Source organism: Proteus mirabilis HI4320 (assembly GCF_000069965.1).
In the GTDB taxonomy this organism is placed as follows: Bacteria; Pseudomonadota; Gammaproteobacteria; order Enterobacterales; family Enterobacteriaceae; genus Proteus; species Proteus mirabilis.
In genome coordinates this window covers 138,230-150,633 of the sequence record NC_010554.1, presented here as the reverse complement: position 1 = coordinate 150,633, position 12,404 = coordinate 138,230, and the positions used below count along the sequence as shown (strand labels likewise).

The following is a 12,404-nucleotide window of genomic DNA, read 5'->3' as shown; positions in this document are numbered from 1 at the left end:
TAAGAAAAATAAATTGAATAAAAAAATAGCGTTACAAAAAATGACGTGACTGCTCGCAATTTCTAATCTTGAATATAATTTTAGCCATAAAAAAACCCAGTCGAAACTGGGTTTTTATTCAATCAATCTAAGATAGTTTATTGATAATCTTTATCAAAAATCTCGATTTTTGCTTTTTCTCTTAAATCGCTGAGCATAAGTTGTAAAGCTTCTTCTCCCATTTGGGCGCGATAGAGATTAGTCATAAATTCAAGCTGTTCTGCCGTTGGCTTACCATCAGTGACACTATCTAATTGGATTAAGACCACTTTTGAACCCGGTACATTAGACATACCGTACTCTTTTTTACCTTCTGCTGGTTTTGGCATAGCAAAAATAGCACTTTGTATCGGATCTGTGGCTGATGAATGAACCACGCTTTCTACCTCACCAAACGAGATATTTGCTTCTTTCAATGCCGCCTCTCCTTTACCTTCTTTTAAGGCTGCAAGGAGTTTCTGAGCTTGCGCATTCATCGCTTGAGAAGCTTTTTGCTGTTTGACCAGTGTAATAACCTTGTCACGTACTTTATCTAATGGTTGGGTTGATGCAGGTTTATATCCTTCGACACGAACAATATAAGCACTATCATTACCAAGGGTAACCATATCTGAGTTCATGCCTGTAGGGCCATTGTCATCAACCAGTGAACCACCAAAGATAAGCTGTGTTAACTTTTCGTTATTCAAGGCTGCTGGTACATTGTTTTCATCAAACCAATCTGTATTGATTACAGTGACGTTCCCTGCTTTTGCTGCTGTCGCTAGCGTGTCGTTATCATTTGAAGCGGCTTGACTCACTTTTTGCTGCAATGCGAAGAAATCATCAATGGCTTTGTTTTCACGCATTTTTACTAATAAGTCAGCTTTAATGTCATCAAAAGGTTTTACCACCGAAGGTTTAATATCATCAAGACGGAAAATAGCATAACCGTTGCTGATTTTAACTGGCTGTGAAATTTGCCCCTTCTCAGTCAAACTCGCATTTGCTAATTCTGGTAGCTCTTGACCAATAGTGATCCAGCCTAATGAACCATCTTGTTTAGCAGAAAAAGTATCAATGGATTTTTCTTTTACTAAGGTGACGAAGTCAGCGCCATTTTTCAACGCATCTTCAGCTTCTTTCGCAGCGGTTTCATCTGCTAAGACAAGTAGACTGTATTTTTTTTGTCCGGGAACAGTAAATTCACTGATATTACTATCGTAATAAGCTTTAACTTCATCATCTGAAATAGTGATGTTGCTTAAATCTTTTTGGGCTTCTAACTGAATATAGCTCACTTTAACTTGTGCTGGAGCGATAAACATAGAGGTATTTTGGTCATAAAAGGCTTTTAATTCTTCATCTGATACCGTCTCTTTTTCAAGGAATGGCTGAATATCTAATGAAGCGAGACGCACATTACGGCTTTGTAGCATTAAGCCGGCAAAGTCTTTAACTTCGCTCTCTAAAGCAAAGTCAGTGCCTTGAATAGAATAACGTAATTGTTGATTAATCAGATTTTGACGAATTCCTTCAGCAAAGGCATCCGCGTCAATATTATTCGCCGTTAATAACTCAACGTATTTTTTGTTATCAAATTTACCATCAGTTTGGAAATAAGGTAGCGCAAAAATCGCGTCTCTGATTTGCTGGTCGCCAGCAGAAATACCTAACTCTTGAGCAAATTGATCCAGCAAAGCTTGGTTAATCAGCACATTCAATGCTTGTTGGCGGATCATTTTTTGTCCCTCATCTGATGATGCGAGGGAAGCAAAATTGTCACCCATATCTTTTTGTAGTTGTGCTCGGCGTTGTTGATAAGCTTGCTCTAACTGAGCACGACTTATTTTATAACCGTTAACTTCAGCGGCATCATTAACACCAGAACTAAAGAGATATCCGCCCACACCAGTTAGGACGAAAGAGAGGATGATCACAGCTAATAGTATCTTAATAAAAGGATTATTAGCAGTTGAACGAATGTTGTCCATCATAACGAGACTAGGCTCCGTTTGGTGAAAAAATTATTTTTTATTGGTGTTACACGACTATTTTGAGCACAGCTAATTTAACATGCTCATCGCTGGCTTAATATCAAAATGTCGCAACACGCGACAATCCTTAGAAATAGCCAATCCCGTATAAAATTTGAGTCTTAACACACATCTTACAGATACAAAATAAACAGCTCTAATTGACTCATTGGTCAGTTAAGTCTTTAGCTAACCATGAGATGCTCTCATGTTGTCTATTTCAGTTATAGAACAACGCGCTATTCTATCAAATGACTACTTTAGTTTCACGTCTTATCACCAGAGAATACTCGGTTTAATCCCCTTTTCTGTGGTAAAAAAGAAAAGCGCATCCTTTAAAGATGCGCTTTATTTCTTAATCGATTCGTTTTCTGTTTATCCATAACGTCAACCCAATAACACATTAGGCAGAAAAACGATTTACTCAATTATTGATTTACTGCGTCTTTTAGACCTTTACCCGCACGGAATGCAGGCACTTTGGCAGCAGCAATTTGAATCTCTTTACCTGTTTGTGGATTACGGCCAGTACGTGCTGCGCGATCACGTACGGTAAATGTACCGAAGCCCACTAATGCAACGTCATCACCTTTTTGTAAAGATTCAGTGATTGAAGCTACCATTGCATCTACAACACGACCCGCTGCCGCTTTAGTGATATCTGCATTCGCAGCAATTTTGTCGATCAGTTGAGTTTTATTCACGCTTTTCATCCCCATAATTTATGCGTTATTTTTTACCATTAATGGCAAATTTTGCAAACGTCGTTATATCAAGCCTTTTTATATATAGCAAGACTGATAAAACAGGACTATTAATTAATAAACCCCATTAAATTAACGACACAAAAAAAGACTGGCAAGCTTTTATTGCTTATCCAGCCTTTTTTTTAGTGAAATATTATGATTCACATCACGATTTAGTGTTATTTGTTAGTCACTACTTCGATGCCAAATGGCGATTTCTCTAGGGCTAACGTTAAAACTTCCTCAATTGTTTTCACTGGGTGAATATCCAGATCAGCAACAATGTTTTCAGGAATTTCTTCTAAATCACGTTTATTTTCATCAGGGATAAGAACTGTCTTAATTCCGCCACGATGTGCCGCAAGTAACTTTTCTTTTAATCCACCGATTGGCAATACTTGACCACGTAAGGTAATTTCACCCGTCATTGCAACATCTGAACGAACTGGATTACCCGTTAAACTGGAAACCAACGCGGTACACATTGCAATACCCGCACTTGGACCATCTTTTGGCGTCGCGCCTTCTGGTACGTGTACATGAATATCACGTTTTTCATAGAAGTCGCCATTAATGCCCAGTTTGTCAGCTCGAGCACGAACCACAGTCATCGCTGCTTGAATCGACTCTTGCATAACTTCACCTAACGAGCCAGTGAAGGTCAGTTTACCTTTACCCGGTACACTTGCCGTTTCAATCGTCAGTAAGTCACCACCAACTTCTGTCCAAGCAAGCCCTGTTACCATACCAATACGATTTTCTGTATCAGCACGACCATAATCGACTTTACGTACACCTAAATAATCTTTCAGATTATTTTCATCGATTTCAATATGCTTGATAGTACTATCCATCAGCAGTTGTTTAACCGCTTTACGACATAATTTAGAAATTTCACGCTCTAAGCTACGTACACCCGCTTCACGCGTATAATAGCGAATAATGCCCATAATCGCGCTATCGTGGATTGTTAGCTCATTCTCTTTCAGTGCATTACGTTCAATCTGTTTTGGTAACAGATGCTGTTTTGCAATGTTGAGTTTTTCATCTTCGGTATAACCCGATAAGCGGATCACTTCCATACGATCGAGTAATGGCGCCGGAATGTTCATGGAGTTAGATGTCGCCACAAACATAACATCGGATAAGTCGTAGTCCACTTCAAGATAGTGGTCATTAAAGGCAATATTTTGTTCTGGATCTAACACCTCTAACAGTGCTGAAGCTGGATCACCGCGCATATCTGATGACATCTTGTCGATTTCATCTAATAAAAATAGCGGGTTTTTAACACCAACTTTGGCCATTTTTTGGATTAACTTACCAGGCATCGATCCAATGTAAGTACGACGGTGACCACGGATTTCAGCTTCATCACGCACCCCACCTAATGCCATACGCACATATTTACGCCCTGTCGCTTTCGCGATAGATTGACCTAGTGATGTTTTACCTACCCCAGGAGGCCCTACTAAACACAGGATTGGCCCTTTAATTTTGCTGACACGAGACTGAACCGCGAGATATTCAAGAATACGCTCTTTCACACGTTCTAAGCCATAATGATCCGTATCAAGTACTTCCTGCGCTTTCACTAAGTCTTTTTTCACTTTGCTACGGCTATTCCAAGGAACTTGTACCATCCAATCAATATAGCTACGGACTACTGTTGCCTCAGCAGACATTGGCGACATCATTTTTAATTTCTGAAGTTCAGCTTCTGTCTTTTCTCTCGCCTCTTTGGGCATTTTCGCCGCTTCAATTTTGCGTTTTAACGACTCCATTTCATCAGGTGCATCATCCATCTCACCTAATTCTTTTTGGATCGCTTTCATCTGCTCATTGAGGTAGTACTCGCGCTGGCTTTTCTCCATCTGCTTTTTAACGCGGTTACGAATGCGTTTTTCAACTTGTAGCAGATCGATTTCTGATTCCATCATCGCCATTAAATACTCTAGGCGTTCTGTTACATCAGACATTTCAAGCACAGCTTGCTTATCTTTTAATTTCAAAGGCATATGCGAAGCAATGGTATCAGCTAACTTCGCAGATTCTTCAATCGCATGCAATGAGGCTAATACCTCTGGCGGAATTTTTTTATTCAGCTTGATATAACCTTCAAACTGATTGATCGCCGTGCGATTTAGTACCTCTTGTTCACGCTCATCAACAACGGGCGTGTCTAGATATTCCGCTTTAGCTTGGAAATACTCACCATTATCAGATAATGTGGTAATTTTTGCGCGGCGAATACCTTCAACAAGCACTTTTACGGTTCCGTCAGGCAGTTTCAGCATCTGTAAAACAGAAGCCACTGTCCCCACAGAAAAAAGATCATTAACACCTGGTTCGTCAGTAGATGCATCTTTCTGCGCAACCAGCATAATTTGTTTGTTGTCGTTCATCGCAGCTTCTAAGCAATGAATAGATTTTTCACGACCAACAAACAACGGGATCACCATATGTGGATATACAACGACATCACGTAATGGCAATACAGGTATTTCAATACGTTCTGGACGCTCAGGATTCATAGAGCTCTCTCTTCGTTTTTAGCTTAACGCTTTTACAGGTAATTTTATTCGCATCTCACCAAATAAAATTAATTCTACGGATTGTCAAAATATATAAGGGCAGTTTTCCGACATTCAATAGCATTCCCTATTAAAAAAACAAAATGAGGGAAAATTCCCTCATTTTTATTGCGTTGGCACGCGTTATCCTATTTTTTTGCCCTAAAAGGGAGAAAATAGATAATATCAGACAAGAGGTATTGCTGATTTTCGCTATATTATTCACCCGATGCCTGATTTTCAGGTTGACTATATATAATCAGCGGTTCAGATTTCCCATTGATTACATTTTCATCAATGACCACTTTCTCTGCATTTTCAAATGAAGGAAGATCGTACATTGTATCAAGTAATGCAGCTTCTACAATGGAACGTAAACCACGCGCCCCTGTCTTACGCGACATCGCTTTTTTAGCAATCGCGGTTAACGCATCTTTACGGAACTCTAAATCTACACCTTCTAATTTAAACAATGCTTGATACTGTTTAGTCAGGGCATTTTTAGGCTCTTGCAGAATTTGAATTAACGCATCTTCATTGAGCTCACCTAATGTTGCAACAACAGGCAAACGACCAATAAATTCAGGGATCAGACCAAATTTAATCAGATCTTCTGGTTCAACTTGCGCTAATAACTCCCCTTCACTCGCTTTCTCATTTTGGCTTTTCACTTCTGCACCAAAACCAATACCTGAATGGGTATTTAGACGTTGAGCAACTACTTTATCCAGTCCGGCAAAAGCACCACCACAAATAAAGAGGATCTTCGAAGTATCTACTTGTAAGAATTCTTGCTGTGGATGTTTACGTCCGCCTTGAGGAGGTACGGAAGCTACTGTCCCTTCAACTAATTTCAATAATGCTTGCTGTACACCTTCGCCAGAAACATCACGTGTAATTGATGGGTTTTCAGATTTACGAGTGATCTTGTCAATTTCATCAATATAAACAATACCACGTTGTGCTTTTTGCACATCGTAATCGCATTTTTGTAGTAGTTTTTGAATGATGTTTTCAACATCTTCCCCTACATAGCCCGCTTCTGTTAGCGTTGTCGCATCGGCCATGGTAAAAGGTACATCAAGATAACGTGCTAACGTTTCTGCTAATAATGTTTTACCACTACCTGTCGGGCCAATCAGCAGGATATTACTTTTCCCTAGCTCAACACCATCGGCTTTATCGCCATTACGCAGACGTTTATAGTGATTATAAACGGCAACTGCCAATACTTTTTTCGCCAGCTCCTGACCGATAACATAATCATCAAGATGTTTACGGATTTCATGTGGCGTTGGCAATTCACTGCGTTCATGATGAGGTGCTAATTCTTTTATTTCTTCACGAATAATATCAACACAAAGGTCGACACATTCATCACAAATATAAACCGACGGGCCAGCGATTAATTTCTTTACTTCATGCTGGCTTTTACCGCAGAAAGAGCAATACAGAAGCTTCCCAGAGCTATCTTTGCGCTTATCTGTCATCAGTTAACCTCACTTAGTTATTCCTCTTATCAGCGAATAAGAGGAAGAAAGACTTTTTTATCTAGAGATTAATAGCAGCTTTCTTTATATCAATCTATAACAAAGAAAACCTGTTAACTCCATAGCTATTACAACGGAATATGACTAGCTGCGTTGTGTATAAACTTTATCAACTAAACCATATTCTAACGCTTCGTTAGCGGATAAGAAACGATCACGCTCAGTATCTCTTTCTATTTCTTCAATAGATTTCCCCGTATGTTGAGCCATTAACTCATTCATACGCGATTTCACTTTCAAAATTTCTTGAGCGTGGATTTGAATATCTGTCGCTTGGCCTTGGTATCCACCTAAAGGCTGGTGGATCATGACACGTGAGTTAGGTAGACAAATACGTTTACCTTTTGCACCTGCAGATAATAAAAATGCACCCATTGAACAAGCTTGTCCCATACAAATAGTGCTAACATCCGCTTTGATATATTGCATTGTGTCATAAATCGACATACCTGCAGTGATCACACCACCCGGTGAATTAATGTACAGGTTAATATCTTTTTCTGGGTTCTCAGCTTCTAAAAACAACATCTGAGCAACAATGAGATTGGCCATATGATCTTCAACTTGGCCAGTCAGGAAAATGATACGTTCTTTTAATAAACGTGAATAAATATCGTAAGAGCGCTCACCTCGTGAAGTCTGCTCTATAACCATCGGCACCAAAGCCATATTAGGTGCGAATTGTTCCTGGGTGTCGTTAAATGACATATCTGTCTCCTATTGCATTCTTATTGGTGCCAATGACAACAATTTTACTTGAGATAATTGATCATGACCATTGCAAATGATCCAATCTCTCACAAGACATTCAAGGCGCCTCGCGAGGAGTGATAAAATGACTATAGAATTATCTGGAGATAATCGCTCAAATTTCAAGACAAAATTTGATAAATATACACAAACTGAAAAAAACCCGTGGTTTTTACCACGGGTTTTTGCTTAAAACCGATATCGCGGTTAAAAATTAACCCATCTGAACTTCGTTCATTAGTTCAGTGAAGTTAGTTTCTTTTTCCGTTACTTTAGCAGTTGCTAAGATTTTTTCTACCGCTTGCTCTTCTAATGCTAAATTACGGATGTTATTCATCAGTTGTTCGTTCTTATTGTAGAACTCAACAACTTCTGATGGATCTTCATAAGCTGAAGCCATTTCGTCGATCAACGCTTTCACACGCTCGTCTTCTGCTTTCAGTTCATTACTATTGATCACTTCACCTAACAGTAATCCAACGATAACACGACGTTTTGCTTGTTCTTCGAACAATTCACGTGGTAATTGCAGAGCTTGTTTTTCATCACCACCGAAACGTTGTGCTGCTTGACGTTGCAGAACTTCAATTTCGCTATCTACCGCAGCTGCAGGTACGTCAACTTCGTTAGCTTTCACTAAGCCATCGATAACTTGTGATTTAACACGTGTACGGATCGCATTTTTCAACTCACGTTCCATGTTTTTACGTACTTCGGCACGTAAACCATCAACTGAACCATCTGCAATACCGAAGCGTTTGATGAACTCTTCAGTTAATTCTGGCAGTTCACGCTCTTCCACTTTTTTCAGGTTGATAGCAAATTGTGCTTTTTTACCTTTTAGGTTTTCAGCGTGGTAATCTTCTGGGAAAGTCACATCGATAGTGAATTCTTCACCTGCTTTATGACCGATAAGACCTTCTTCAAAACCTGGGATCATACGGCCTTGGCCCATTGCTAGTACGAAATCTTCAGCTTTTCCGCCTTCAAATTCTTCACCGTCAATAGAACCATTAAAATCAACAGTTACACGATCTTCTGCCGCAACTTCACCTTCTTTATCTTTCCACTCGGCTTGTTGTTTACGCAGAGTTTCTAACATGTTATCAACGTCTTCGTCTTTAACTGTCACGATAGGTTTTACCACTTCAATGCTTTCCAGATCTTTCAGTTCGATTTCTGGGAAAACTTCGAATTCTACAGAGTATACAAAGTCTTCACCTTCTTTGTATTGCTCTGGTTTGTAATCAGGTGCACCTACTGGGTTAACTTTGTTTTCGATGATAGCGTTGATGAAATTACGCTGCATCAGATCACCCAGAACATCATTCAGAACAGACATACCGTAACGTTGTTTAACCATAGACATTGGTACGTGTCCTTTACGGAAACCATCAATGCGAACAGTTTTAGCAGCTTTTTTCAGTTCGCTGTCTACAGCTTTTTGGATATCAGCGGCTGGTACGGTGATTGTGACACGACGCCCTAGGCCTTGAGTCGTTTCAACAGAAACTTGCATCTTGTTACCTCAAAATAAGTTTTAGTGCTCGGTCTACTTTAAAGGAAGCTAATCTACGGCAAGTAGTATTAGACTTAATACTCCTTTCAGAACCGGGGCCGCCACATTTAAAAAAACGAGGATCCCTGATATCAGAAGCATCCCGAAACCTTACTGAAAATTAGACGCGACATTATAACGATCTAGAGGGGTTGAGTCGAGAAAGAGCCGTTTTATTCCTCAATTTTTTCATAAAAACAAGGTTAACACTGCTTTTTAGCCCCATAAAGAACAAAAAATACGCATCTTAGTCATCATTTACTCACGATTAACAATCTTCTTATTAATCTTGTTGGCTTCCACCACGACATCCTGGAGAGTGTAATGCTTTATCTTGTTGTTCATCCCACTCGCTCAAGGTAAAAGTGTGCAGAGCTAAAGCATGAACGCCATTATCTAATTCATGAGATAACGTTTGATAAACATCACGATGACGTGACACACTGCGTTTATCATTAAATAAGTCACTCACAATAACGACTTTAAAATGGCTCTCCGAGCCTGCAGGTACATTATGACGATGGCTTTCGTTAATGACTTGCAAAAAATGGGGAGAAAAGCGTGAAATCAGCTTATTCTCAATATCATCACGGATCATCTCAGTCCTTATAACATAACAATCAAAAAAAGAAGTTATCTGTTAGTTAAGTGAATAAATAACTTTTAGTAATACAGATAAATGGCTTTCTTGTCTTAAACATTACCTATGATAATCGCTTATTTTTTCTCTTGAGTAAAATGCTCACCTTAACAAGAGAAATGGAGTAAGTTATAAATCTGTTCTTATCACAATAAAACGCATTGATAAAAATCAGATAATTTCGTTCATTAAAGGGATATTAGCTACGCTTTTGCAGTGGTATGATAGGCAAAATAGCCACCCTTATCTGCTGAGAAAACGGCAGAATTACTTAATCGAGACACTATCATGATAAAAAATTTACTTTGTGCCGTGTTTGCGCTCACAATGCTGGCAGGATGTGCAACACCAAGCAATAAATTATCGATTGAGCCAGTGATGTCTGTACCACCATCAGATCCAACTATGCGCCCAATTACACTTAGTATCACCAGCCAAGATAAACGACCTTCGAAAAACTTAGCGGAAATGAGTCGTAATGGTAAGTTAGAGGTTTTAGTCCCCACACGTGATTTAGCTTTTCTAATGCAAGAAATCGTTCAAAAACAGATGATGGCACGTGGCTATACTTTTGGCTCTCCAGCCGCAGCTGACGTAATTGTGGTGATAAATAAACTGAACGCAGATATTAGTGAAGGAAGTCTACGCCATAATATTAGTGCTAAAGCAGATATTTCCGTTGTTGTCAGCATGCCTAATGGTAGCACAAACACTAAAACCTATCGTACTAGCTACAATGTACAAGGCCCATTTGGCGCATCCAATGATAAAATAGCGGCAGCGATTAATAATGTTTTATCTGAGCTTGTCAGTGATATGGCAAAAGATCCTTCCGTCAGCCAATACATCAAATCTAACGCTCGTTAATTAATAAAAAACGGCTTGTAAAGATAGCAAGAAACAAGCCGTTAAAAGGAATTTTGCATGCTTCAAGCCGCCTTTAAACAGACCACTTGGTATAAATCTTTTATTTTACTGTTACTTGGTTTCACTTCGGGCTTACCCCTTGCATTAACAGCAGGAACCTTACAAGCATGGATGACAGTAGAAAATATCGATTTAAAAACGATTGGTTTTTTCTCATTGGTTGGCCAAGCTTACGTGTTTAAATTCCTCTGGTCGCCGTTTATGGATCGCTATACACCTTCATTCTTAGGCCGCCGCCGGGGATGGATGTTATTAACACAAATCGGTCTTGTGTTAGGTATTGCGGGTATGGGCTTTTTAAACCCTAGCCATCATTTATGGTGGTTAGCCTCGTTAGCCGTCATCGTCGCTTTCTGTTCTGCCTCACAAGACATCGTCTTTGATGCCTATAAAACCGATATCCTAAAAGCCGATGAACGAGGCACAGGTGCAGCAGTCTCTGTGCTGGGCTATCGAATAGCGATGCTGGTTTCTGGGGGCATGGCGCTATGGCTTGCAGATAAATATATTGGCTGGCAAAACATGTACTGGCTAATGGCTGCCTTAATGGGCATTGGTATTATCGCCACGCTATTAGCTCAGGAGCCAGAAACCGCCGTCAAACCTCCACGTACACTCTATGAAGCCGTTATAGAGCCTTTATATGAGTTTTTCTCTCGTAATAATGCATGGTTAATTTTACTACTTATTGTGCTATACAAAATGGGAGATGCCTTTGCGTTAAGCTTAAGTACCACATTCCTTATTCGTGGCGCCGGATTTGATGCAGGTGAAGTGGGATTAGTCAATAAAACGCTTGGATTGGCAGCAACCATTGTCGGAGCCTTATTAGGCGGTTTATTAATGCGCCGTTGGACTTTATTCAAAGCGCTGATGATCTTTGGTATTTTGCAAGGGGGGTCAAATATCGGCTATTGGTATTTAGCTATCTCTGAGCAAAATATTTATAGCATGGGAGCGGTAATCGCTTTCGAAAATATTTGTGGTGGTATGGGAACGGCGGCTTTCGTTGCTCTACTAATGACACTATGCCATCAATCTTTTTCAGCAACACAATTCGCCCTTCTTTCCGCCTTAGCGGCTATCGGCCGTGTCTATGTTGGTCCTGTTGCAGGCTGGTATGTAGAATCCCATGGCTGGGAAGCGTTCTATCTTTTCTCTATTGTTGCCTCTGTTCCCGGTATTATTTTGCTGATGATCGCTAAAAATACACTCACTTATACGCAAAAAACTGGCGAATTTTTACAACGAACATTATTTATTAAACAATACCGTTTAGCGATTTATGGTTTACTCTTTGCCGTATTACTATTTTTGTGTAGCTTAATATTACTTATTATTAATTCGTTACCAAATTTAGAGATGTTTCAGTCAGTTGATTTTATACAATCTATTAATAGTGAATTATTAAGCGAGCTTACTTCTACACTCTTCTTATATGGTGTCATTATTGGCGCCGTTAGCTTAATTATCGGGACTATTTTAGATTACTTGGCACTGAAAAAAACAGCTAATTAAGTTGCCTCAATCAATCATCTATTCAAGGACAGCCTAGGCTGTCCTTTTTCTATGTTATCTCTTTATGCTCAAACAGAAAATAATAGGT

The 12,404-nt window shown here is 39.5% G+C and carries 9 protein-coding genes; 2 read left to right on the top strand and 7 right to left on the bottom strand.

Annotated features, from left to right (window positions below; translation table 11 throughout):
* Positions 1–137: 137 nt before the first annotated feature.
* The 7 genes from ppiD to bolA form a co-directional block, all read right to left on the bottom strand.
* Positions 138–2,015 carry a peptidylprolyl isomerase gene (gene ppiD / locus PMI_RS00575; protein ID WP_004247230.1) on the bottom strand — a complete coding sequence of 626 codons (1,878 nt, stop codon included), beginning with the start codon at positions 2,013–2,015 and terminating at the stop codon, positions 138–140.
* A gap of 467 nt (positions 2,016–2,482) precedes the next feature.
* A complete protein-coding gene (gene hupB, locus PMI_RS00570) occupies positions 2,483–2,758 on the bottom strand; it encodes a nucleoid-associated protein HU-beta (RefSeq protein ID WP_004247229.1) in 276 nt (91 codons plus the stop codon).
* A gap of 221 nt (positions 2,759–2,979) precedes the next feature.
* Positions 2,980–5,334, bottom strand: a complete 2,355-nt coding sequence (gene lon, locus PMI_RS00565) for an endopeptidase La (RefSeq protein ID WP_004245086.1) — start codon at positions 5,332–5,334, stop codon at positions 2,980–2,982.
* 257 nt (positions 5,335–5,591) lie between these two features.
* Complete coding sequence (gene clpX, locus PMI_RS00560; protein ID WP_004245087.1) at positions 5,592–6,863, bottom strand: ATP-dependent protease ATP-binding subunit ClpX; 1,272 nt, start codon at positions 6,861–6,863, stop codon at positions 5,592–5,594.
* Between the two features lie 144 nt (positions 6,864–7,007).
* Positions 7,008–7,631, bottom strand: coding sequence for an ATP-dependent Clp endopeptidase proteolytic subunit ClpP (gene clpP, locus PMI_RS00555; RefSeq protein ID WP_004245088.1), 624 nt, complete (start codon positions 7,629–7,631; stop codon positions 7,008–7,010).
* A gap of 256 nt (positions 7,632–7,887) precedes the next feature.
* Positions 7,888–9,192: a trigger factor gene (gene tig / locus PMI_RS00550; protein ID WP_004245089.1), complete on the bottom strand. Its 1,305-nt coding sequence runs from the start codon at positions 9,190–9,192 to the stop codon at positions 7,888–7,890.
* 322 nt (positions 9,193–9,514) lie between these two features.
* Positions 9,515–9,829 (bottom strand): transcriptional regulator BolA, encoded by a 315-nt coding sequence (bolA, locus tag PMI_RS00545; RefSeq protein ID WP_004245090.1) that lies wholly within the window; start codon positions 9,827–9,829, stop codon positions 9,515–9,517.
* 330 nt (positions 9,830–10,159) lie between these two features.
* Here bolA and PMI_RS00540 point away from each other — a divergent pair, with 330 nt between their 5' ends.
* Both PMI_RS00540 and ampG read left to right on the top strand, forming a co-directional pair.
* The gene (locus PMI_RS00540; protein WP_012367480.1) at positions 10,160–10,738 is read left to right on the top strand and encodes a lipoprotein; all 579 of its coding nucleotides are present in this window, start codon (positions 10,160–10,162) and stop codon (positions 10,736–10,738) included.
* Positions 10,739–10,795: 57 nt separating this feature from the next.
* Positions 10,796–12,316, top strand: a complete 1,521-nt coding sequence (gene ampG, locus PMI_RS00535; protein ID WP_004245096.1) for a muropeptide MFS transporter AmpG — start codon at positions 10,796–10,798, stop codon at positions 12,314–12,316.
* The last annotated feature ends 88 nt before the right edge of the window (positions 12,317–12,404 follow it).

Bases quoted from the DNA above. Each gene is read 5' to 3' on its own strand.
- clpP (WP_004245088.1), bottom strand. From the start codon at position 7,631: ATGTCATTTAACGACACCCAGGAACAATTCGCACCTAATATGGCTTTG.
- clpX (WP_004245087.1), bottom strand. From the start codon at position 6,863: ATGACAGATAAGCGCAAAGATAGCTCTGGGAAGCTTCTGTATTGCTCT.
- bolA (WP_004245090.1), bottom strand. From the start codon at position 9,829: ATGATCCGTGATGATATTGAGAATAAGCTGATTTCACGCTTTTCTCCC.
- lon (WP_004245086.1), bottom strand. From the start codon at position 5,334: ATGAATCCTGAGCGTCCAGAACGTATTGAAATACCTGTATTGCCATTA.
- PMI_RS00540 (WP_012367480.1), top strand. From the start codon at position 10,160: ATGATAAAAAATTTACTTTGTGCCGTGTTTGCGCTCACAATGCTGGCA.
- ampG (WP_004245096.1), top strand. From the start codon at position 10,796: ATGCTTCAAGCCGCCTTTAAACAGACCACTTGGTATAAATCTTTTATT.
- ppiD (WP_004247230.1), bottom strand. From the start codon at position 2,015: ATGATGGACAACATTCGTTCAACTGCTAATAATCCTTTTATTAAGATA.
- tig (WP_004245089.1), bottom strand. From the start codon at position 9,192: ATGCAAGTTTCTGTTGAAACGACTCAAGGCCTAGGGCGTCGTGTCACA.